A 23,746-nucleotide genomic window follows, 5' to 3' on the forward strand; every position below is an offset into this window, starting at 1 on the left:
TAAGATGTTATTTTTCCATTAATAAATTCAGAAATCTCCCTGGCGGGAGCAATCTGTTAAGTCAAATCTCCATTATTATTACAAAATAATGAATTCTCCAGAATTATGTGCTGACCAGCTGGTAAAAATATTGTAAACTTTCCACGTTATTTTTCCGCCTCTGTTATTTGTCAGCCCAGGCGTATTTCCTGCCTGTATGCGTTGCTATTCTCAAAGGGCTTCCAGGCAAAATTTCCCGGATTAATTCTGACTAATTTCCTGCTGACAGGGTTAAGGCCTGCCCCTCTCAACCTGTAAAAGATTAGTACATGAGCACCTTTTCGATCCCGAGTTTAGCTACTGCCAGAACATCTGCAATACATTTGCCTGCATTGCCATCGCCATAGAGGAAACTGCTTTTAAACTGGCCCTGCCCCATCTGTTGCCGGACTGCCGCTATAATGGCATCTTTGTCGTAAGGTACATCAAGCACATTTGCTCCCCGGTCACGTCTGTTCTGGCGATTCCCCAGATTTACTACCGGCACCCCTAAATAAGAACACTCGCGGATGCCAACGCTTGAGTTTCCGATCAGGCAAAGACTATTACTGAGAATGCGAAGAAAGTCAGTGCCTTTCATATTTTTAAAGAAATGTACCTTATTAGATCTATTCCTTTCCCTGAAAATACGAATAGCGCGTGAAGTACCATCAGAACCGGCATCTACGTTTGGCCAGAAAAGCATAGTAGGCATATCCAGTTCCAGTATAGCATTTAAGGTCGCGTTTATTTCTTCCTGCGCATGCTCATGCGAAGTGGTTACCGGATGCTGCATGACCACCAGGTATTTACCCGGCTCAATTATAATATCAGCCCCAACCCCTCCGTATTTTTTAATAGGATCGAAATCCAGTACCGGATTTGCTTTTACTTCAGCAGCCAAATCAATTGACGGGCAACCGGTAACGTATACACTATCCGGATTTTCACCCATTTTTATTACCCTTTCGGCAGCCATTGGGGTGGTTACCAGATGAATATCAGACAACTTGGTAATGGCATGCCGTACCTTTTCGTCAATATTACCGGTTACTTCCCCGCCTTGAATATGAGCGAGGGGAATATTCATATAAGAGGCCGCAATCGCCGTAGAAATGGTTTCGTAACGGTCGGCAATGGTTACCACTACATCCGGCTTCAGATCGTCGAACACGGAGGCTAATTCTGAAATACCGATCCCGGTTGTTTTAGCCATGGAGATCAGGTTTTCGCCTTCCAGTACCGTATAGATCTTCCGGGTAATTTCAAGACCGTCTTCTTCTATATATTTTACAACGCTGCCATACCGGTCGAGCAAAGCGGAGGCAGCTACTACCAGCTGCAGGTTTAAATCCGGGTGTTCGCGAATAGCAAGTAAAGCGGTTTTAACTCTGCTGTAACTAGGGCGGGCGGTAATAACTACACAAACATTTCTTTTTCTCATACTTCAATATCCTCAGCAGTGAGGAAGGCGTACTTTTCTAAATTCTTTTTCAGGCGTTTCCCAATTACGGATTTATAATCTGTGGCAGGGAGCCCGTGGTTTGCCGGTTTTTTACTTTCCAGATCTTCTACCGTAAGCACATGGCCAGCAGGCAAAGCCTTGTTTATAGCAAGCGATTTTTCAAATATCTTTTTTAGTTCGGCGTATTGCTGATTCTGGCTTTTATCGATGGTGCAACTCCGGGATTCGGAAATAAACCGCACGCCGCGTACCAGTTCCTTAATTTCTTCGGGGGTAAGCGATGCCACTGTATCTGGCCCGAACATTTTTTTATGGAAAACAGCATGCACTTCAACCAGTTCGGCTCCTAAAGTTACCGCTGCCAGCGATGGGAAAATGGTACCGGAATGGTCGGATAAACCAACCCGCAAACCATATTTTTCCTGCATTTCCGTAATCACGTTCAGCCCAATCTGATCCGGCCGGGTTGGGTAAGCGGTCGTGCACTGCATCAGCGACAATTCGTTGCCAAAGGGTTTCAGAAAATTCAGGGTACGTTCTATTTCGGCATAGGAACCCATTCCGGAAGAAAGGATAATGGGTTTGCCGGTTCGGGCAATCTTTTCCAGCATTAAGAAGTTGCTTAACTCGCCGGAGGCTATTTTATACCGTTTTACCTGGAGGCGTTCCAGCAGATCTACGGCTGCCTGAGAAAAAGGAGAACTCATAAATTCCAACCCTACCCGCTCACAATGTTCCTTTATTCCTGCCCACTGTTCTTCCGAGAACTCCATCCGTTCCCAGTAATCGTACCGCGTGGCATCCTCATACGAGAACTTTACCCGAAAGGGTTCAAAGATACTGCTCTCTGCTTCGGCAATATGGGTCTGAAATTTTATAACATCTGCGCCGGTTTCGGCCACAGCATCTATATAGGAGTGCAGAATTCCCAGGCTTCCTTCATGGGCCTGGGCTATCTCCACTATTACTTCTACGGTATTAATCTGCATTAAAATTTCTTCCGGGGGGAATCAGCCGGAAGGCTACACCCACAATATTACTATATATTTGCGTAAAATTAGCTTTAACAGCAATTTTAGTTTTAGGCTAAAAAGGCTATCGGTTTCAGAAATTAGATCATGGAGAATGTACTGGCAGTAGTTCCGGCCCGGGGTGGGTCCAAAGGAGTGAAGGATAAAAACATCTATTTAATTAATGGGAAAGCCCTGCTCTGCTATGCTGTTGAAACTGGTCTGAAATGCCCGCACGTAACGGAAACCTACATCAGTACTGACTCTGGCTTATACGAAGAAATTGCCAAAAGTTGCGGTGCAGAATCTGTTGGTTTAAGAAGTCCGGAATTAGCGTCCGATTCCGCTAAAACAGCAGATGCCCTGATCGACCTTGTTACCCGATTGCAATCTCTGGGCAAAAATTTTGATTATGTTGTATTGCTGCAACCTACTTCTCCGGTTCGCCGTCCGGAGGATATTAGTAACATGCTCAACATCCTCAGATCACGGCCTGACGCCTCAGGCATTGTGTCAGTTTCCCGGTTGATCGAGCCTCACCCTTATAAATTAAAAAAGATTACTCCGGAGGGATTTCTGAATAGTTTTATTGACGGCACTTCATCAGAGATACCCAGACAGCAAATGCCACCTGCTTTTAAATTAAACGGAGCCATTTACATTGTAAGAACGGAATTTATGCTGCAGAACCGGAAATTACTGGATAATAGAACTTTACCCTATGAAATGGAAGAAGGAGTTAATATCGATTCGGCAGCGGATCTGGAATACCTCCATTACCTGGTTTCCACAGGCAAAATAAATTTATAATAAAAGGCAGGCGCAATTTTTAAAGTAGCGGTAATTTGCCGTCCGGATTTTAACTGGTTTTCCATAACGTTTCGGAGAAAGCTGATCCAAAAGTTTCTTTCCGTTTAGCCTGACCAGGTAAGTACTTTATTTTAAGCTATTCCCGTAAATCTGGTACAACCCCTTGAGGTAACTTTTGTGGGAGGCTAACTTCAGGGCAAAGGCATGCGCCTGCTCAGCATGCAGCTTCAATTTATCGGCCTGCCCCATTGCTTCCTGAACTTTACCTGCAAAATCTTCCGGCCTTTGGGGATTAAAAAAAACCGCATGCCCACCGGAAACCTCGTGCATGATAGGAATATCGGATAAAAAAACGGGAAGCCCAACTGCCATCGCTTCTACCGGAGCCAGCCCGAAGCCTTCGTGCATGGAGCAAAGCACATAAGCATCGTATTGCGGCAGTATAGTATGGATATTTTTGGCTGTTCCTTTCAGCTTAATGGGAAGTTGGTATTTATCTATTTCCTGCTGCAGAGTTTTCTGCAAATACCCCTGGCCATAAATATCCAGGGTAGCCGATACGCCTTTTTCTTTCAGAATTTTAAACGCCTCGATCAGGTACTGGTAATTTTTAGCTTCTTTCAGGTTTCCTACAGCCACGAATTTTTCCAGCTTATTATCCGGCTTCAGGCGAAAATTCTGAAAGAACTGGTCCGGGATAAAATTGTACAACACATGAGCAGGCCCGCGCAAACCAACTGACTGATCATAATCGCTCTTTACATATTCAGAAACAAAAATGGCGGTATGCCAGGGTTTATAAGTCACCTTTTCGAGAAACAGACTTAGCTTGTTTTTCCCGAAAGCATCTTTACTTAAAGTGCTGTGCACAGAAAAATAAAACGGAATACTTTTCGGAGTTGCCAGCCGGGCAATAAAAGTACTCCAAAGCAGATGAGCATGCACGATATCGGGGCAATAGCTGGTTATTAATTTCCGGAGTTTCAGAACAGTAGTCGGTATAGTCAGCTTTCCTTTGAAGTCGAGGCAATGAACAGAATGGCAATTTAATTCCGGAAGCAGATCATCGCCAGGATACAAGGTAACGACCACAATCCTGAACTCCGGCAGATTGTTAATAGTTTCGACCAGCAACCTTTCGGCACCACCTACCGACAGGGAATCGATGACGTATAAAATGGTTTTCAAATGTGATCGGCTTATTGTTAAAATGATAAAGAAGCGTGAGCCGGCCGGAATTTTCACCTCTCGTTAGCCGGCTCTAACCGCATTAGAGCCGGCTACAGCCTAAAGACCAATATTATGATCCTGGTAAAAAATCAGACTTTTGCTCCGCTTTTAGCATCGGTTTTACTTAAGAAGGTATACAGCTTCTGGAACTGGCTTCTTCTGGAGTATTCATTAATTCTGGAATCGATGCCGTTAAATTCCAGTTTCCCGGTTTGCTCCCACTCCCGATACCAATCCATAATAACGGAACAAAACTCTTCCGCAGAATGCGGGGCTTTACCGCTTTGCGTGTAATTCAGCAGCTCCTCCACCACATCACCATCGCCGGGAACCTGAATAATGTTCTTTCTTAAACCCAGGTATTCAAAAACCTTGGTAGTATAAACCCCTTTCATGGTATCGAACCCGGCTAATAAAAGCACATGCGAACGTGCAGCTACTTCTAACGCTTCACTCCGGTTAACCCTATGGGTCAGGTTCAGCTTACTTTCAGGAATTACATTCTCAAATCTTTTTGCAACGTCAGGCAGGGCTTTAACGCCTATTAAATTAAATTTAATTTTAACGGATGGGTTTTCCCTGAAAAGTAATTCTATGCCTTCCAGCAGGGTATCTATATTGGCTTCTTTGTATAACGTACCAATAACCGAAATATTAAAAAGATCCGGGTATGGCTCCGCTCTAATGGTAGAAACCAGATCATCAAAACCATTGGTCAGGGTAAAGACTTCCTTATCAGTTTTTTTTGCAATAAAGGTTGTAAATGGGGGACTGGCAGTAAAAATACAGGCGGCTCCCTTTATCCATTTTTGAAAATACATCATTAATACTCGAAACTGAAGCTTGCGTAAAAGGGATAATCTGGGCTCCTGGTAAAGCAGGATATCGTTTTCGAAGTCCCGGATATCGACTAAAAGCTTGGTAGCCGTATTTTCAGAAGCATCTGCAGCAACCTTTAAAACGGTTAAAGGTGGACTAGACGCGAGCACATAGTTGAATTTCTCTTTTTTAATCAGCTCAGCGATATAATCCTGATATTGGTCAAATTCCAATTCAAAATGAAAACGGCCGGTTAAATTACGGGTAGCTGTTTTTAAGGAGGCAAGTATTCTATTCTCTGGAAACCTAAAGGCTTTATACGGTAAATAATGGATCTTAACGCCGGAAGCTTCCTTTACGATGCGGGGCTCTCCTTCCTGGCTATCCAGGTAATCTTCCCAAACTTTTTCTGTTCCCGTCCAGGCCCTGGTAACCACGGTTACATCCCATCCTTTTTCGGCAAAGAAATCGGCAAATGCGTTGGCTCTGTTAGCACCTACATAATTACATGGCCTGAAATAGTAAGCAACCAGAAGTATTTTATTCATTATAAATTTACTGCTTTGTCTTTAAGCGGATTAATAGTTTACCAGTCTCTCGATTACAGCCCGATTTTAAATATTGAATTAAAGTTTCAAATCTAGCGGCATTTCAATTAAAACAGGTTAAAGACCGGTATTTTATTTCAGCACTTTGTAAAGTATTAAAGGACTGCCCTCTTTATACCTGCAGGTTCTAAGCCTTCGCCAGTGCCTTTTCGCCTATTACGAATTCTTCGATAATTGCAACAATGGCTTCCGCTGCATGTCCATCGCCGTATAGATCTTTAAATTCTTTTGCCTCGTCATTTTCCAGAATTGAACGAAGAGATTCCAACTCCTCAAATACCAGCATATTACAACCGCCATCTAAAGTTTCCACCCATTCGGTTTCTTTCCGGATGGTGATGCAGGGTTTCTTCAGCATATAAGCCTCTTTCTGGATCCCGCCGGAATCGGTGATAATATAATCGGCAAAAGTCTGATAGGAAAGACACGCTTCATAACCCACCGGAGGAATAAAAATAATATTATCGAAGGTATCAAGATCTATCATCCATTTCTTCAAGTTATTCTGGGTCCGGGGATGAATAGGAAAGACCACTTTTTTGCTTAACCCATTCAATATCCCTAGAATATAAACCAGGCGGTCTTTTTCGTCTGTATTGTAAGGGCGGTGTAAGGTAACAAAGTAATAGCTTTCATTCAGCTTCTTTTCCAGAAACGGCTTCATCAGATTCAAGGAGTCGCACATTACATCTCCCACCCGGTAAACCCCTTCTTTAATACCTTCGTTGGCTAAATTGGCAATGGCGCTGGAAGTGGGTGCAAACAGGAGCTTAGATAAGTGATCCGTTAAAACCCGGTTAACTTCTTCCGGCATTTCCCTGTTAAAGCTCCGTAACCCCGCTTCTATATGAACGATCGGAATATTAAGCTTTGCCGCTGCCAGCGCACCGGCTAGTGTAGAGTTGGTATCGCCGTACACTAAAACCACATCGGGAGACTCCCGGATAAGGATATTTTCAATTTCCTGAAGCATGATGGCCGTCTGGGCACCGTGCTGGCTGGCCTTACCAATATTCAGCATATAGGTTGGTTTAGGCATTTTTAATTCCTCAAAAAACACCTGGCTCATATTCTGGTCGAAATGCTGACCGGTATGAATGGTGATGGAATCAAACTTACTCTGAAGGGCTAAAGCTACCGGAGAATGCTTAATAAACTGAGGCCGCGCCCCGATAATGGAGACTATTTTTGGTAACATGCTTTAATTTTGATCCAGGATCTGAAAAAGTAGTTAAATGCAAAAAGAACTCACCTAACCAACACTAATACTTTAAATTTAGCAGTTAAAACGTCCAAACCGGCATATCCACCAATTAATTCGGGAGGAGCCCTAAATTAATAAAGGAACACTGGCTTTCCGGTTGGTTTTTACCCGCAAACAGATAGCGTTCTGCTGTTCAGCGCCATTGAAGCCTTCTATGAAAAGCATCGGCATATAATTAAACAGGTTTAACAACCGCCTGCGTATCCTTTTCTTTGCCTCCTATTGGAATTACTTAAATTGCTTTAAAGGCAGCAACTCTTTTACTTTCTTTCTGAAAACCAATAATAAGCCCGCAAATAGAACGGCCGCAATCCCTATTTTTTCCAGCAGGTTGAGGTTTAACTGCAGCATGCCGGAAAACACCAACGTGCAAAGAAGAAAGAATAAGATTATCCGCTTGAAGTTATAAGGAATAAAATAAAGCCTTTGGGCTTTATACGTTAGTATTATACACATTACTATGTTGCCAACAATCATGGCTAAAGCCGCACCCTCCTTTCCAAATTGAGGAATAAGCATAAAGAACAGAATTACGGTTACAAGAGCGCTAATAGGCATAGAAACGGCATACGATATATTATTTTTCGCAATGCTGTTGGCGATCGCCAAAATATTAGGCACGCCCATCATAACCACGTTAATGGCAAGCAGGCCAATTATTTGCCAGGCATCTATGTAGCTTTCCCGGGTGAAAATAATTAAAATATCTTTGGCAAAGAAAAGCAGCAAAAAAGCACAGGAAAACCCTAAAACACAGTACCATTCAAAAACTTTGCTATACGTTCTCCGGGCATTTTCTTCTTTGGAAATTGATAAGGCAAATGGGGTCCAGGCCTGAAAAAAGGCCCAGGTAACCAAACTCAGAATATTTGAAATGCTGGCGCCAACCTGGTACAGCCCGATCTCGGCATTATCCTTCACTAATAATTTTAAGAAATAGATAGAAGCCATGTTCATAACCCAATAAAGCAGGGAGGCCGGCACCAATGGCAACGAAAACCGGAGCATATCCTTTAGCCGCACGTACGAAAAGGAGCCCGGTTGCACCCATTTCCCTAAAAGCAGCAGCATGAATATGAAGCCCATAAAGCCCGCAATTAACTGCGAATAAAAAACGCCCTGTACCCCAATTCTTAAATAAAGAATAAACACAATATTAAAGCACAGAGTAGTAGCCAGAAGGATCAGCGAATAAGTCATAGCTTTTAATGGCTGGTGCAGCATTCTGCACCAGATATTGACCACCTTCTGAAAGCCCACAAAAAGCAAATTCAGGCCAATTAAAATAAATAGCAGGCTATACGCTTTTGTATCAAAAAACAATAAAGAAAGCTGGCTGCTGAACGCAACTACAATAAGCATTGCGACCAGTCCGGTACCTGCTAAAAAGACCAGCCAGGAATTGAAAGTAACTTTCCTTTCCTTCTCATCCGGTTTATCCCAGAACCAGACTGCGGCCGAATTATCTAAACTAAAAATCAGGAGAATATTTAAAAAGGCTGACGTAGTGGTCAGAATGGAAATAACGCCGTAATCGGCCGGTTCAAAGACCTTCGTATAAAGGGGAATTAAAAAGATGCTGATGAAGGAGGAAATGATCCCGGATAGCCCATAAATGAAGGTATCCTTAAAAAGTGATTTAAACTGCTTCATTAATATGAATTCATTAGCCCTCTTCTAACCGCATTTTTAACTACGGCCGGATCTCCCTTAAAAAAGCGGCCAGCCACCTTCGCGCTCATTTCGAGATTTTCCCTACTTAACACCACTCCCTGAGGCAATTCGAATAACCGCAGATAAAAATCCGGGGTATATTGCTGATGCTCCCGGACCAGGCTTGAAATTATTTGCTGAGCCACTTTTTCCGGCCGGTTGTTTTCCTCAACATACGCCTTCCCCTTAAAGGCCAGATGAGCCTTATTTGGATCGTCGAGAAGCTTTTTTAACTGATCATAAATGTTTTCCGGATTGATATTGATAACGGGCGGGTTAAAAATATCCTTGTAAACATTTAACGTTCTGGTTGCTACAATACAACCTGCTGCCATCGCCTCCAAGCTTAATACTCCAGGGCCATGCAACAGAATCTCGTCAATGAGAATATCGGCATTGGTTAGTTCCTTTAGCAGTTCGCGGTTAGGCAGATTCTGAAGGAGGCGAAATTCAAATCTGTATCCATCAGCCTGGAGCTTCTCCACTGCCTTACAGATTATGGAAGTTCCTTTTATTCCGGATCTGGACGGCGCGTGAACAATTACGGGAACTTCCCTCCCAGGCACCTGGAACCCTATCTTCTCCATACCCTTTAAGGGAATATGCAAATGATTATAGCCTCTTATCGCCAGTCCTTCCTGATCGGGAACTGAAAAGATCACATCTGCAAAAAGCTCATGAAGTCTGATCTTTTTAATTTTTTCATTGAGATCTTCTTCATGGAAAAAGCGCTCCCATAAACTTACATCTTCGCTAAACTCCTGCTTATAAGCGGCAATATGGCGCACATCACTTCCTACGTGCAGGCAAACAATCTTTTTATTGGCAGCTTTTATCCTTTTAAATATTTTCTCCTCCGGAAGCCAGGGCCGCCAGATAAAAATAAACAGATCGTAGGCCTTTATCAGATCATCGGTGATGCGCTCTAAGGCCAGCCTGGAAGTAAAATTATCTGTATGCTGTAAAATGGCTTTAACCGGCCCCGGTATCTTTTTATCCTGGAAATTCAGCTTAGCTTTGAAAAAAGGCTCCTGAACAATATCATATTGCACATCCGGATAAAACTTATTCCTTTCCAGCACAAAAGTAGTAACCTCATGGCCGGCATCTCTAAACCCTTCCGCTAAGCCAGACAAGATGGAGGCAATATCAAAACAACCTATAAATACTTTCACCTGGATATTGCTTCTTCTAATTTGTTCCGGTCAGGGAAATTAACTAACACCCCCAGGCCTTTTGCCTGATAAACAACCATACTACCTAAGGCAACAGCAGAAGCTCCTGTTTCTACCGCCTTAACGATATCGTTAATTTGTCCGGCTCCTCCATTGGCGATCACCGGAATATTCACTGCTTCTGTTATTTGTTTAATTAAAATTGTATCATAGCCACTCCAGGTACCATCATGGTCCATGGAAGTGAGCAGTATCTCGCCCACGCCGTTTTGTTCCAGCTTTTTTGCCCAGGTAACCGGGTCAAAATCGTGTTGCCGCTTTCCGTCGTTGCTGTAAACTTTATATTTCCCCCAGAAATTCTTTTTTACATCAATAGAGCCTACCACACTCTGTACCCCGCTGTGATCTGCAATCTCCCGGATTATTTCCGGATGGTCGAAAGTAACGGTATTCAGGACGATCTTTTCAAACCCAATAGATAATATTTGCTGGGCCATGGCTGCTGAGGTTACTCCGCCGCCGTAAGAAAGGGGCATAAAGCATTCATCTGCTATTTGTTTCAGCAGCTCCAGGTTTGGCTTCCTTTTTTCCAGCGTGGCCCGGATATCCAGAAAGCAAAGCTCATCTACTTCCAGTTCATTAAAGATCCGGACGGTATTTATTGGATCGCCGATATAGCCAAACTTATTGAACTTAACCGTTTTAACCAGGCTGTCTCCGATAAGTTGCAGGCAAGGTATAACCCTGGTTTTAAGCATATTACAATTCAGAAAAATTCTTAAACAGTTTCATCCCGAATTTATGGGACTTTTCAGGATGGAATTGGGCACCAAAGATGTTTTCTCCGTTGGTAATTACGGAATCAAATTCATGCCCATAAGTGGTGCGCATCAATACATCCATTTCTTCGTCTGCTTTTACAAAATAAGAATGAACGAAGTAAAAACGGGGGTCAGGAGGAAAATCTGCAATTAAGGGCGATGCATTAACCTGCTTTACCAGGTTCCACCCCATGTGCGGCACTTTTAAATTCTGAGTGCGGGTAAAAGAGAACTTAATAGTTTTGCCTTTTATCCACCCAAGGCCCGGCAGTACACCCTCCTCGCTGCAGTCAGTAAGTAATTGCATGCCGAGGCAGATCCCCAGTACCGGAACCTTATCTTCCAATGCTTTTTTATTCAGGATTTCTTCAAATCCACCCGCCTTAATTCTGGACATGGCGGCATCGAAGGCCCCTACCCCGGGCAACAGGATCTTGGTGGCATCGGCTATCTCATTGAGGTTATCCGTAACTTTTGCCTCCACGCCAACTTTTTTAAACATGTTAAGCACCGAACCCAGATTGCCCATGCCATAATTAACGATCGTAATCATGTTAACTATCTTTTCGCGGGAAACAGTATTTCAAATAAAAACTCATCGGCACCCTGTTGGATTCCGCCATTACTTTAAAGAAAGGACGCCATTTTTCGAACCGCTTTTTATAAGTTTTAAAATCTTTCCAGCTCCGTTTTATGCCGCTATTCATTATATTATCATACTCGAGATCCGTAAGGCCCATTCGCTTTTTAACATACTGAACAATCTCCGGGTCTACTACTATTGGAGTATTATAGATCTTCAGAGCTTCCTCCCGCGGTATTTCGCCTCGCCTGGCTGCTGCTGCCAGACTCCAGTTGCGGTTATCGATCCCGAACTTCTGGGGATTATAAACTGTATGCAAAAAACCCGTTGCCCGGTTTTCCAAATGATGGCCTCCGTAGTACTGCCAGCCGGTATGTTCGGTAAGCCAGCTCATAGCCTCCTTCTTCGAATAATCCATATACCATAAAGGCCGGATAAACTGCACCTGATGGAAAAGAATTGACTTCAGAAACTTAAAAAAGGTCATATTCGGGTAGGTCTTCATGGGAAACCTGCCGTACTTTTTATGAATATCCTCAATGTACTTACCATCGAAGTAGTTATTTCCCTGCGGTGAAATGCCTTCTGCCTGGTACGAATGTCCTTCTAATACATATTTAATATTATATTTAGCGCAGGCATCTCGCAATACCTGGGCAAAACCAATATCCGTAGAAGCATCGAATTCCGGGACCTGAGCCATAAAAAAAGACCGGAAAATGTCATCTGCTTCCTTATTATCGATTACGTAAGTGTATAGATCAGCATTACAATACTTCGTAACTTTTCTGATATTTTCTGTAGAAATGGCTGTATTCCAGGTATTATCATAATGTACTGCCAAGGGTCTTAAACCCCATTCAACTGCCTTACATAATAAGTAAGAAGAATCTGTTCCTCCGCTTACTCCCAGAATACAATCATATTTTTTGCCTTTCCCTTCTGCTTTTATTTTTGCAATAATACTTTTTAAAGCTTCTTCTCCTTTTGCTGTACCGGGCTGATACTGGGCGTTCAGCATTTCTACCTGCCGACAATAGCTACAAACCCCATCCTTATCAAATTCAATATTGGGAATGGTTTCGTCGTAAATGCACTTTGAGCAGATTTTCATTTAGCAGAATACTTAAAGTTTATTTTTCCTTCATCATCAATTAATACCGAGCCTGTAACTTTACCAGGTTGCCCCATAACAATTGAATTATCAGGTACATCTTTGTTAATTAAGGAAAAAGCTCCGATAACCACGTTATTCCCAATGGTAGTTCCTTTGGTAATTATGGCCTGCGGCCCTACATACACATTGCTGCCAATGGTAACCGGCTCTCTTTCTATTGGCATTGCTTTACCGGATAATGTTTGTTTTACATTATCGTGCGTATAAATATGAACTCCTGCAGAAATCGTACAACAATCTCCGATTACCAGATGCCCGGATCCATCAAGAATTGTGTTGGGCCCAATCCAGCATTCGCTTCCAATTTTCACCTGCCCCAATACTAACGAGCTGTCGTAAATATTTGTACCTTTTCCAAAGCCTAATAATGCTGCTCGTTGCCATCTGTCAACAAAAAGGTCAGGTAAGGGCGGAAGCCGATCCAGTTCCGTTATGAACTTATTGCTAAGTCTCTTGTAGATTTCTTGCAAATTGACGTAAAGCTCCCTGAGTTCTTCATTATCATCGAAAGCTGAAGGTCTGTCCATCAGAAGTTTAAAGTAAGGTTTTCATCCATTCAGCCGTTTTTAGCACCCCTTCTTCCAGATCAACTTTAGCCTTAAACCCAAGAACCTCTTCGGTTTTCTTTACGGAAGGTATCCGGATAGCAATATCTGCTGATAATGGTGGATCGAAAACGATCTGAGATTCAGATTTTAGCACCCTGGCCACTGTTTGCGCCAGACCCAGAATCGTTATTACTGCCCGCGCATTGCCTAAGTTGAAACTTTCTCCTACGGCTTTCGGGTCTTCAATACACCTGATCAGACAGTTCACAAAATCGTCTACATAGCACCAGGCTCTGATCTGGCTGCCATCGCCATCAATGTGAATGGTTTCGTTCTTTAATGCCTTTTTAATAAAGATCTGAATTGCGCCTTCACCTGTCTGCCCAGGTCCGTAAACATTGAATGGGCGCACTGTTACAACCGGCAGCTTGTACTGGTTATAATAGGCATGAGCCAGGTGTTCTCCTGCCAGCTTACTTACGGCATAGGTCCAGCGGGCTTCACCGGCAGACCCGGAAACGGTCTGGTCGCTTTCCGTTGACTTAAATGCCATAGACCCAAAGACCTCGGAGGTAGAAAAATCTACGAACCTGTCTTTTACGCCATTTATTCGGGCGGCTTCTAGCGCATTAGCGGTCCCGATCATATTTACCTGCATTGTTCTTACAGGATTTTTTATTACAGTATCAATGCCGGCAATACCAGCGGCATGAACCACTATATCTGCCCCTTTCATAGAAGAAGTAAGCAGCTCCAGGTCCAGAACATCCCCTTTAATAATGGTAAGGTTCGGATGGCCGGCCACTTCACTTGAGGTTAAAGTATCGCGGTGAAAATTATCGTAAACAATGATTTCATTTTCGCTGATATAATGTTTTATCAACGTATTGGCAATAAAGCCGGCGCCACCGGTAATAAATATTCTTTTATTCTGTAACATTTTATCTGGTTAACTTATTAAGTACGCTGGCAATCTGCCGGATCTGTTCTTTCTGTAGCTTTTCGTATATCGGAATGGCCAGCCCGGACTTGAAAGCCCGTAAAGCGTTCGGGAATTCTTTGGCAGAATCCAGTCCGTATTTTTTCAGGTAATACTGCTGCGCCGGAATGCACTGCGCACCATAATTGGTCCCGATGCCTTTCTCCCGCAATTCAGTTATTACTTTGTCCCGATCGAAATCGCTATCTAAAACCACGTGAAAAGTCTGCCAGGTGTGGTTCCGATCAGCGGGCACAACCGGTAGCTTTATGCCGGAATGGTTTATTTCGTTAAAGTAAACTTCGGCCAGTTCGTTTTTATAGTCAATAATTTTTAGCAACCTTTTCAGCTGACTATTTACCAGCGCAGCCTGAAAATCGGTCATGCGGTAATTGAAACCTGCAGCTACGAATTCCATTTTCCCGTGCTGCATTTCTACCCCATGGTTCCGCAAAATTCTTACTTTGGCCGCTAGGGCATCGTCTGAGGTAGTCAGTATTCCGCCTTCGCCGGAGGAAACAGCCTTGCGGGGATGAAAGGAAAAAGAACCGAAAATACCGAAGGAGCCGGTATGTTTTCCGTTCTGCGTTGCCCCTAAAGCGCATGCTGCATCTTCAATTACAGGTAAGCCGTGCTTTTCTGCCAGCTTCATTACAGCTTCAATATCGCAGGCCAGACCGAACTCATGTACCGGCATAATGGCTTTGGTTTTGCTGGTAATTTTAGCTTCAATGGCGGCTACTTCAATATTAAAAGTATCAGTATCCACATCCACAAAAACGGGGGTTGCTCCAACCAGCTCTACTACATTAGCGGTAGCCACATACGAAAGCGCCGGTATAATTACCTCATCGCCGGGCCCAATACCCAGCGCCACTAAGGCCAGGTGCAAGGTTGCTGTACCGTTCGAAACTGCAATGGCATTTTTGGTTTGGGTAAAAGTAGCTACGCCTGCCTCAAAGTCCTGCACGTTCTGCGCCTGCACCAGCATGCCGGACTTCAAAACTTCCACCACGGCGTTTATGTCTTCATCCCGAATATCCGGGGAAGTTAAAGGGATGAATTCCATTTCTGCTTGCAGCTATATATGCGTTCAATAATATCCACCACTTTCAGGCCTTCCAATGCATTGGTCGTGATCGGGCCACGGCCTTTCAGCACATCCACCACGTTCTCGATCACATAATGATGATTCTGGGCGGAGCCTTTATACGCGCCGTAATCATTGCCTGGGTTGGTTGGCGCGAGTTCGGGCATTTCGTAATCTTTCACGTGGCAATATTCCACTTCATTCATGTACTGCCCGCCGATCTTCACACTGCCTTTTTCCGCAATAATGGTCATGCTGCTTTCCAGGTTCTGGTTCCAGATCGAAGTAGAATAATTGATACAACCCATACCCCCTTCTACAAAATCGAAACTTACCAGGCCCGAATCTTCAAAGTCCGTCAGGTTTGCGTGGTTAAAGTCGTTGAACTTGGCCTGAATATTCTCGATATCGCCGAAAAGCCAGTACATAATATCGATAAAATGCGAAAACTGGGTAAACAGCGTACCGCCGTCCAGATCTTTTTTACCGTGCCAGTTATCGGCTTTGTAATACCGGTCGTCGCGGTTCCAGTAGCAATTCAGCTGCACCATGTAGATCTTGCCAAGTTTTCCGGATTCTACCATATCCTTTATCCATACCGAAGGCGGCGAATAGCGGTTCTGCATCACGGCGAAAAGATTCCGGTGCACATTCAGGGCTTTGTAAATAACCTTTTCTGCATCGAGTTTCTTTAGCGCCATTGGTTTTTCTACCACAATATGCTTTTTGGCCGAAAGCGCTTGCAGCGCCTGCTCAGAATGGTACCCGTTCGGCGAGCAGATATTCACCACATCCAGCTCCAGATCAGCTTGCAGCAATTCCTCCAGGGATTTAAATAAAGGAACATCCAAATGGTCTATCCCCAACGCGCCTTTTTCCTTTATATCTACCAACGCAACAAGTTCCGATTCCGGGTTACGCTGGATCATTTCGGCGTGCCGCTTGCCAATATGGCCGCAACCAACAACTGCAAATTTTACTTTTTGTTCTTTACTAACCATGAAAATAAATGGTATACCTATGGGCCTGAAAACTATCCTTCAGACTTGCATAATTCAAATGAAAAACCTGCGTCAGCGAATGCCTGGCAACGGTTCTCACCTTCCGAGCTTTTGACCTTTTCTGAAGATCCTGGTTCTGGAACAGAAACTTTTACCGGAGCTTCAGCTTTGCTAAAACGCTATTTTTTAAGTTATAAAAGTAGCCAACATATTTCAGAATGCCACCAGTTACTTTGTTCTTTTTACCTGATTATTCTCCCGCAGGTACTCCTGACCACTTTCCGGGCAAACCGCTTTGTTTTCTTCGTTGAATTCCAACCGATGGCCGAATTCACTCATCCAGCCGATCTGCCGGGCCGGATTACCAACCAGTAACGCAAACGGCAGAACGGTTTTCGTTACCACCGCACCTGCGCCAATGAAAGCAAATTCGCCGATATCATGTCCGCAAACAATGGTAGCATTTGCCCCAATGGAAGCACCTTTGCCGACGTGCGTTCTGGAATACTGCCCCCGGCGGTTAACGGCACTGCGCGGATTAATTACATTCGTAAATACCATGGAAGGCCCCAGAAAAACATCATCGTCGCAGGTTACGCCTTCGTAAATAGAAACGTTGTTCTGCACCTTCACATTATTCCCAAGTACCACCCCTGGAGACACCACAACGTTCTGACCGATATTACAATTTTCGCCAAGGGTACAGTTCGGCATTATGTGGCTAAAGTGCCAGATCTTAGTACCTTTTCCTATGGTGCAGCCTTCATCCACAACAGCAGTGGCATGCGCAAAGTATTCTTGTTCGTTCATGCTGGTTAAGCGCTAAAAAATCCGGTTACGGCGGTTGAAATCAGGTTAAGCTGGTCATCTGTCATTTCGGTGTGAATTGGAAGAGACAATACTGACGAACACAGCGCTTCGGCAACCGGGAAATCTTCCGGTTTGTATTTTTCGTTTTTAAAAGCTTCCTGCGCATATAAGGGCAAGGGATAATACACCATGGAAGGAATTCCATTTTTCTCCAAATGTGCTTTCAACGCATCGCGCTTCCCATCCTTTACCATTAATGTGTACTGGTGAAAAACGTGCGTGGAATTTGCCTGACGGCGTGGGGTTTGCAATCCTGAAATGCCGGAGAAAGCGTTATCGTAATAGGTGGCGGCCGCATTGCGGCTGGCAGCATAACGGTCCAGATGTTTCAGTTTCACATTCAGAATACCGGCCTGCAGGGTATCGAGCCGGGAGTTTACGCCTACCATCTGGTGATAATATTTTTTCGACTGACCATGGTTCGCGATCATCCGGATCTGTTGCGCCAGGGCATCGTCGTTGGTGTACATAGCGCCGCCATCGCCGTAGCAGCCCAGGTTTTTGGAGGGGAAGAAGGAGGTGCAGCCTACCGACCCGATGGTACCGGCACGCATTACCTTACCATCGCTGAAGGTGTATTCGGCTCCCAGGGCTTGGGCAGTGTCTTCGATCACAAACAGATTATGCTTTTCCGCCAGGGCCATGATTGGCTCCATATCGGCGCATTGCCCAAACAAATGCACCGGAACAATGGCTTTTGTCTTATCCGTAATAGCAGTTTCAATGTCTTCAGCCCGCACGTTAAAGGTATGCAGGTCGCATTCCACCATTACCGGCGTAAGCCCCAGCAACGCAATAACTTCGGCGGTTGCTACATAAGTGAAGGTTGGTACAATTACTTCATCACCCGGCTTTAAACCTAATGCCATCATGGCAATTTGCAGGGCGTCGGTACCGTTTGCGCAGGGAATTACGTGCTTTACACCCAGGTACTTTTCCAGGTTTTGGGCAAATTCTTTTACCTGTGGACCGTTAATGAAAGCTGTGGTTTCGAGGCAGTGCGCAATGGCGGCATCTACTTCATTTTTTATTTTTAAATATTGACTTTTCAAGTCAACCATTTGGATAGGCACCATGAAAACTAAATCGTATTTTGAATTGGTTAATTGAGCAGATAATTTAAACCTAACACCCCTTGTAACAAGAAGACGAAAAACAAACACTTCTAATTTAAACCACTAGCAGACTTCCTGGCATTTGCTGTTCACCATGTACATCATGGCAATTTACGAATTTACATTGTTTTGCCTGACCTTTAACGTAATAAAATTCTACCGGATCAGGCCGGCGCCAATTGTTTCGAAGCTCCGCGGACAAATGAAAATGAGGCTGCCGGTCCCCTTGTTAACCAGGTAAGGACCGTAATAAAGCGGTTCTTCTGTTTGCAGCAATACTTCCCCGATCTCATTCATTTCCAGACCGTTTTGAGCTGGCATTTGCTTCAAGGTAGCGACATCGGTTTTGTGTACAATTTCCAGAACCTCCGCCTTCACAAACCTGGTAGTATGTTTTACCAGCAAAGGTTGTCCGACTAAAAGCTTTCCGGGACCAAACCAGCATACTTCCACTTTTATTTTATCCGAAATGAGAGGCAGATCACCTGTTGCTGAAAGCAAATTTCCCCTTTGGAGCGGTTTTCCTTCATCCAGCACCAGGCTGACCGAGTTGGTCGCCACTGCTTCCTCCAGGGTTTGGTCCATTAGCTGGATTTTCAATACTGTTCTTTCTTCTCCTCCCGGATGTACCTGAACTTTATCTCCAACTTTAATCCGCCCGCTTTCAACTTGTCCGGCTAAAACTACGTTATCCTGAACAGGTAAAACTAACTGCACCGGGAACCGAAAAGGTAATTGCTCTAATTCAGCGGCAACATTTACTTCTTCCAGTTGTTCCAGCAGGGTTTTGTCCTTGTACCAGGGCATTGAAGCTGATGGCTGAACCACATTGTCGCCCTTCAGGGCGCTAACCGGTACGCAGCTAATAGAAGGAATGTTTAACGTAGCGGTAAAAACCTTAAAAGCTGCAACTAGATCTTCGAATACCGCTTCTTTAAAGCCAACCGTATCCATTTTATTTACGCAAAGGATCAGGTGTTTGAAACCCAGCAACGAGGCCAGCAAGGTATGGCGGTAAGTTTGCTCCGTTAAGCCGTTGCGGGCATCGACCAGGATAAGCATCAGGTCGGCGTTGGAAGCGCCGGTTACCATGTTGCGGGTATACTCCCAATGCCCGGGCGTATCGGCGACAATAAATTTGCGCTTCGGGGTGCTGAAATAACGGTATGCTACATCGATGGTAATGCCCTGCTCCCGTTCCGCCTGCAGCCCGTCAGTAAGAAAAGAGAGGTCAAGAAAATCTTTTCCTTTATTCTGACTGGCCCGGGTAACAGCTTCCAGCTGGTCTTTCATTACAGCTCTGGAATCGTAAAGCAAACGCCCGATCAGGGTACTTTTCCCGTCGTCTACGTTGCCGGCAGCCAGGAAACGGAGTACATCTGTTGGAGTTTCAGTACTTAAAAGGTTAGTTTTTTTGCCTTCCGGCATACGGTTTTGCTGCATAAATTTAAAAGTAGCCTTCCAGCTTACGATCTTCCATGGCGGTTTCGGAACGAAGGTCATCGGCGCGGGTATTTCGTTCGGTGGTCTCAGAAACGCTGATCTCCGCAATTATTTCAGCAATGGTTTCCGCCCTGGATTCTACCGCTCCGGTACAGGTAGCATCGCCCACGGTCCGGAACCGCACCTGCTTTTCTTCCGGGATTTCGCCGGGCAGTATATTTATAAATTCGGTATGCGCCAGTAAACTTCCCTGCCGGTTAACAACCTTGCGGTTGTGAGCAAAATAAAGGTCCGGAACCTCCAGATTTTCCTGCTGAATATAGCGCCAAACGTCTAGTTCGGTCCAGTTGCTGAGCGGAAAAATACGAAAATGCTCGCCCGGTAAATGCAGGCCGTTAAATAAATTCCAGAGTTCGGGGCGTTGGTTGTGCGGGTTCCATTTTCCGCTGGCATCGCGGTGCGAGAAGAAACGTTCTTTAGCCCGGGCCTTTTCCTCGTCGCGGCGGGCGCCGCCAAATGCTGCATCGAACCCGAATTCGGCAATGGCATCCAGCAAGGTTACTGATTGTTGCCGGTTGCGGCTGGGGTTCAGGCTTTTTTCTTCTTCCACCCTACCGTTCCGGATCGAATCTTCTACTTCCCGGACTATGAGTTCCATACCGGTTTTTTGTACCAGTTTATCCCGAAAAGTAATGGTTTCCGGAAAGTTATGGCCCGTATCGATGTGCAGCAAGGGAAAAGGCGGCAAAGCCGGCCAGAAAGCCTTTCGAGCCAGATGCACCAGCACCAGCGAATCTTTGCCGCCGGAAAAAAGCAGCACCGGCTTTGCGCATTGGGCCACTGCTTCGCGGATCACAAAAATAGCTTCGGATTCGAGATAGGTTAAGTAATTATTTGCGGCAGGCATTGAAAACGGTATAGGATAGGCTTAAAAACTTAGGCCATTTTAATTCTGGGCAATAACGCATCAAAAAGCTGGCCGGTACATTGGTCTACCGAATAATAATTGGTTCTTAATTCCAGCCAGGGTTTTTCCGGGGCTTCGTAAGGCGCATCCACGCCCGATAAATTCTTAACCAATCCGTGAAGCGCTTTGCTGTACAAACCTTTCACGTCGCGCTGCACACAGGTTTCCAGGGGGCAATTTACGTAAACTTCCAGAAAATCAGCTTTGCCAATTATATTACAGGCAAGTTCGCGGATGGCAAGGGTAGGACTGATGAACGTACAAATGGTGATGACACCGTTATGAAGGGAAAGTTTCGCTACTTCGGCCGCGCGGCGGATATTCTCGGTACGGTCTTCATCGGAAAAGCCCAGATCAGAGGTCAGGCCATCGCGCAAAACGTCGCCGTCGAGCCATTGGGTGAAAAAGCCGGCTTCTACCAGCCGTTTTTCCAGTTCGGTAGCAATGGTGCTTTTCCCGGCGCCGGAAAGCCCGGTCATCCAGATCACTACCGGGGTCTGGTTCAGCAGCGTCCGTTTTTTGTCTTTCATAATGGTATTGTGGAGGTCATTAGAAAAGGGATTCACGGGAGGCTGTTTTTGAAAGAAGTGATATTTTGGGTTTTTATTCCGGAAAAGGTACTGTTTTCTGAAACTCAGGTTACAGCCTTTTCGGAACAAAGATTTTAAATAAAATTCAGAATTAAGGGTTAAACCTTGTCTTTAAAATACTCATAAGTAAGGCGCAGGCCTTCGGCCCGATCGACCTTCGGCTCCCAGCCCAGTATTTCTCTGGCCTTGGTTATATCCGGACGGCGTTTCTGCGGATCGTTTTCCGGCAGCGGCTGGTATTTGATATTCAGCTCTACGCCGGTCAGCTTGCAGATCTCTTCGGCAAACTCCTTGATGGTTATTTCGGAAGGGTTACCAATATTTACCGGCAGGGCATAGTCGCTGAGCAATAAACGGTAAATACCTTCGATCAGGTCGTCTACATAGCAAAAGGAACGGGTCTGGGAACCGTCGCCAAAAATAGAAAGCGGTTCGCCCCGCAAAGCCTGGCCCAGGAAAGCCGGCAGCACGCGGCCATCATCCAGGCGCATGCGCGGTCCATAGGTATTGAATATCCGGACAATGCGGGTTTCCAAACCGTGGTGCAGGTGATACGCCATGGTAATGGCCTCCTGAAAGCGTTTGGCTTCGTCGTAGCAGCCACGCGGGCCAACCGGGTTTACGTTACCCCAGTATTCTTCTACCTGCGGATGCACTTCCGGATCACCGTAAACTTCGGAAGTGGATGCGATGAGCATACGGGCCTTCTTGCTTTTCGCCAAACCAAGCAGGTTATGGGTACCCAGCGATCCAACTTTCAGAGTCTGGATCGGGATCTTCAGGTAATCGATAGGCGAAGCCGGCGAGGCAAAATGCAGGATGTAGTCCAGTCGGCCGGGTACGTGCACGTACTTCGACACATCGTGGTGGTAAAATTCAAAATCTTTTTCCTTAAAAAGGTGCTCGATATTTGCCAGGTTACCCGTTATCAGGTTGTCCATAGCAATTACCGAGTACCCTTCCTTTAAAAAACGATCACAAAGATGAGAACCTAAAAAGCCGGCGCCGCCGGTAATCAGAACGCGTTTTTTTGCTGCCATTTCAACGTTAAGCGATGTCTACAGTAGAGTGGTATTGCGGTTTCACGCCTATACCGTAATAAGTAAAGCCGGCTTCCTGCATCTGTTTGATGTCGTAAATATTACGGCCGTCGAAGATGATCCGGTCTTTCATGAGCTTGCTGAGCACGTTAAAGTTCGGGGAGCGGAATTCCGGCCATTCGGTTACAATAAGCAGGGCATCGGCATCGATCAAAGCATCGTACTGATCGTTGGCGTAGGTAATTTTATCGCCTAAAATATGATGCGCTTCTTTCATGGCAACCGGATCGTAGGCTTTCACATGACAACCGGCTTCCAGAAGCCTGTCAATTATAGTAAGCGATGGCGCTTCGCGCATGTCGTCGGTTTTCGGCTTAAAGGAAAGGCCCCACAAAGCAAAGGTTTTTCCGGCAATATCGCCCTGAAAGTGCTTGTAAACCTTATTGAAGAGTACGTTTTTCTGATTTTCGTTTACCGCCTCTACTGACTTCAGGATCTTCATTTCATAGCCATTATCGCAGGCCGTTTTAATAAGAGCCTTTACATCTTTCGGGAAACAGGAACCGCCGTAACCAATACCCGGATAAATGAATTTATTTCCGATACGGGCATCGGAGCCAATGCCTTTGCGCACCATGTTCACGTCGGCGCCCATAATTTCGCACAGGTTGGCAATATCGTTCATGAAGCTGATCTTGGTAGCCAGCATGGAGTTAGCCGCATATTTGGTCATTTCCGCGGAAGGAATATCCATGAAAATGATCGGGTGACCATTTAATAAGAATGGCTTATATACACGCTGCATAATTTCTTCGGCCCGTTCGCTTTCAATCCCAACCACAATGCGGTCCGGTTTCAGGAAATCGTCGATGGCAGCGCCTTCTTTCAGGAATTCCGGGTTGGAGGCAACATCAAAATCGAAAGGCATTTCGCGGATCTGTAATTCCTCTTCAATGGCGGCGCGTACCTTTCTGGCTGTACCTACCGGCACCGTACTTTTGGTAACGATTACCATGTAGTTATTCATGCTGCGGCCAATAGCACGAGCAACAGCAATCACATGTTTCAGGTCGGCACTTCCATCGCCATCCGGAGGGGTTCCCACCGCAATAAAGGCCACATCGGCTCCTTTAATGCTTTCGGCTAAGTCGGTAGAAAAATATAGTCTGTTCTTGGAAGTGTTCCGAACCACCATTTCCTCCAGGCCGGGTTCGTAAATCGGCAGAATACCCAATTTCAGATTATCGATCTTCCGTTGATCGATATCGATGCAGGTAACCTCCATACCTACTTCTGCCAGGCAAGTGCCTGTTACCAGCCCTACATACCCGGTACCTATTACTGCTATTTTCATATTTTTTCTGGCTTTAAGTTTAATTAAAATCCGCTGCTAAAAGCAGTAAAAAAACA

At 45.0% G+C, this 23,746-nt stretch carries 22 protein-coding genes; 1 reads left to right on the plus strand and 21 read right to left on the minus strand.

All coding sequences use genetic code 11. The features are described 5' to 3' along the window. Window positions 1-301: 301 nt before the first annotated feature. The gene (neuC, locus tag F0P94_RS15890; protein ID WP_150904899.1) at window positions 302-1,462 is read right to left on the minus strand and encodes a UDP-N-acetylglucosamine 2-epimerase; all 1,161 of its coding nucleotides are present in this window, start codon (window positions 1,460-1,462) and stop codon (window positions 302-304) included. After that, window positions 1,459-2,472, minus strand: coding sequence for an N-acetylneuraminate synthase family protein (locus F0P94_RS15895; RefSeq protein ID WP_150904900.1), 1,014 nt, complete (start codon window positions 2,470-2,472; stop codon window positions 1,459-1,461). Before F0P94_RS15895 ends, neuC begins: the two co-directional genes overlap by 4 nt. A 129-nt stretch (window positions 2,473-2,601) precedes the next feature. Between F0P94_RS15895 and F0P94_RS15900 the strand changes: the two genes are divergently transcribed. After that, window positions 2,602-3,303 carry an acylneuraminate cytidylyltransferase family protein gene (locus tag F0P94_RS15900; protein ID WP_150904901.1) on the plus strand — a complete coding sequence of 234 codons (702 nt, stop codon included), beginning with the start codon at window positions 2,602-2,604 and terminating at the stop codon, window positions 3,301-3,303. Window positions 3,304-3,429: 126 nt separating this feature from the next. Here F0P94_RS15900 and F0P94_RS15905 read toward each other — a convergent pair whose 3' ends face one another. The 19 genes from F0P94_RS15905 to F0P94_RS15995 form a co-directional block, all read right to left on the minus strand. Further along, a complete protein-coding gene (locus F0P94_RS15905) occupies window positions 3,430-4,491 on the minus strand; it encodes a glycosyltransferase (RefSeq protein ID WP_191907068.1) in 1,062 nt (353 codons plus the stop codon). A gap of 131 nt (window positions 4,492-4,622) precedes the next feature. Beyond that, on the minus strand, window positions 4,623-5,900 hold the full coding sequence (locus F0P94_RS15910) for a glycosyltransferase family protein (RefSeq protein ID WP_150904903.1): 1,278 nt from the start codon (window positions 5,898-5,900) through the stop codon (window positions 4,623-4,625). A 187-nt stretch (window positions 5,901-6,087) separates the two neighbouring features. Beyond that, the gene (gene wecB / locus F0P94_RS15915; protein WP_150904904.1) at window positions 6,088-7,158 is read right to left on the minus strand and encodes a non-hydrolyzing UDP-N-acetylglucosamine 2-epimerase; all 1,071 of its coding nucleotides are present in this window, start codon (window positions 7,156-7,158) and stop codon (window positions 6,088-6,090) included. A 294-nt stretch (window positions 7,159-7,452) separates the two neighbouring features. Then, window positions 7,453-8,877, minus strand: coding sequence for a lipopolysaccharide biosynthesis protein (locus F0P94_RS15920; protein ID WP_150904905.1), 1,425 nt, complete (start codon window positions 8,875-8,877; stop codon window positions 7,453-7,455). Next, a complete protein-coding gene (locus tag F0P94_RS15925; protein ID WP_150904906.1) occupies window positions 8,877-10,112 on the minus strand; it encodes a glycosyltransferase family protein in 1,236 nt (411 codons plus the stop codon). The genes F0P94_RS15920 and F0P94_RS15925 overlap by 1 nt, the downstream gene beginning before the upstream one ends. Beyond that, entirely contained in the window at window positions 10,109-10,870 is a 762-nt protein-coding gene (locus F0P94_RS15930; protein WP_150904907.1) for an AglZ/HisF2 family acetamidino modification protein, read from the minus strand. Before F0P94_RS15930 ends, F0P94_RS15925 begins: the two co-directional genes overlap by 4 nt. A 1-nt stretch (window position 10,871) precedes the next feature. Then, window positions 10,872-11,486, minus strand: coding sequence for an imidazole glycerol phosphate synthase subunit HisH (hisH, locus tag F0P94_RS15935; protein ID WP_150904908.1), 615 nt, complete (start codon window positions 11,484-11,486; stop codon window positions 10,872-10,874). A gap of 1 nt (window position 11,487) precedes the next feature. After that, window positions 11,488-12,630 carry an N-acetyl sugar amidotransferase gene (locus tag F0P94_RS15940; protein WP_150904909.1) on the minus strand — a complete coding sequence of 381 codons (1,143 nt, stop codon included), beginning with the start codon at window positions 12,628-12,630 and terminating at the stop codon, window positions 11,488-11,490. Continuing rightward, a complete protein-coding gene (locus tag F0P94_RS15945) occupies window positions 12,627-13,220 on the minus strand; it encodes an acyltransferase (protein ID WP_150904910.1) in 594 nt (197 codons plus the stop codon). The genes F0P94_RS15940 and F0P94_RS15945 overlap by 4 nt, the downstream gene beginning before the upstream one ends. A gap of 7 nt (window positions 13,221-13,227) precedes the next feature. After that, window positions 13,228-14,181, minus strand: a complete 954-nt coding sequence (locus F0P94_RS15950) for an NAD-dependent epimerase/dehydratase family protein (RefSeq protein ID WP_150904911.1) — start codon at window positions 14,179-14,181, stop codon at window positions 13,228-13,230. A 1-nt stretch (window position 14,182) separates the two neighbouring features. Next, window positions 14,183-15,289, minus strand: coding sequence for a DegT/DnrJ/EryC1/StrS family aminotransferase (locus tag F0P94_RS15955; RefSeq protein ID WP_150904912.1), 1,107 nt, complete (start codon window positions 15,287-15,289; stop codon window positions 14,183-14,185). Next, window positions 15,271-16,311, minus strand: coding sequence for a Gfo/Idh/MocA family protein (locus F0P94_RS15960; protein WP_150904913.1), 1,041 nt, complete (start codon window positions 16,309-16,311; stop codon window positions 15,271-15,273). The genes F0P94_RS15955 and F0P94_RS15960 overlap by 19 nt, the downstream gene beginning before the upstream one ends. Window positions 16,312-16,539: 228 nt before the next feature. After that, window positions 16,540-17,121 carry an acyltransferase gene (locus F0P94_RS15965; protein ID WP_150904914.1) on the minus strand — a complete coding sequence of 194 codons (582 nt, stop codon included), beginning with the start codon at window positions 17,119-17,121 and terminating at the stop codon, window positions 16,540-16,542. A gap of 5 nt (window positions 17,122-17,126) precedes the next feature. Next, the gene (locus F0P94_RS15970) at window positions 17,127-18,257 is read right to left on the minus strand and encodes a DegT/DnrJ/EryC1/StrS family aminotransferase (protein ID WP_150904915.1); all 1,131 of its coding nucleotides are present in this window, start codon (window positions 18,255-18,257) and stop codon (window positions 17,127-17,129) included. Window positions 18,258-18,452: 195 nt separating this feature from the next. Further along, the gene (locus tag F0P94_RS15975; protein WP_225307247.1) at window positions 18,453-19,799 is read right to left on the minus strand and encodes a sulfate adenylyltransferase subunit 1; all 1,347 of its coding nucleotides are present in this window, start codon (window positions 19,797-19,799) and stop codon (window positions 18,453-18,455) included. Beyond that, on the minus strand, window positions 19,744-20,646 hold the full coding sequence (gene cysD / locus F0P94_RS15980; RefSeq protein ID WP_150904916.1) for a sulfate adenylyltransferase subunit CysD: 903 nt from the start codon (window positions 20,644-20,646) through the stop codon (window positions 19,744-19,746). Before cysD ends, F0P94_RS15975 begins: the two co-directional genes overlap by 56 nt. A 29-nt stretch (window positions 20,647-20,675) precedes the next feature. Then, on the minus strand, window positions 20,676-21,236 hold the full coding sequence (cysC, locus tag F0P94_RS15985; RefSeq protein WP_150904917.1) for an adenylyl-sulfate kinase: 561 nt from the start codon (window positions 21,234-21,236) through the stop codon (window positions 20,676-20,678). Window positions 21,237-21,394: 158 nt separating this feature from the next. Continuing rightward, window positions 21,395-22,336 (minus strand): UDP-glucuronic acid decarboxylase family protein, encoded by a 942-nt coding sequence (locus F0P94_RS15990; RefSeq protein ID WP_150904918.1) that lies wholly within the window; start codon window positions 22,334-22,336, stop codon window positions 21,395-21,397. A 7-nt stretch (window positions 22,337-22,343) separates the two neighbouring features. Further along, window positions 22,344-23,690, minus strand: coding sequence for a UDP-glucose dehydrogenase family protein (locus F0P94_RS15995; protein WP_150904919.1), 1,347 nt, complete (start codon window positions 23,688-23,690; stop codon window positions 22,344-22,346). Between the last annotated feature and the right edge of the window lie 56 nt (window positions 23,691-23,746).

The sequence above is a fragment of the Adhaeribacter soli genome (genome assembly GCF_008727925.1).
Taxonomy (GTDB): domain Bacteria; phylum Bacteroidota; class Bacteroidia; order Cytophagales; family Hymenobacteraceae; genus Adhaeribacter_A; species Adhaeribacter_A soli.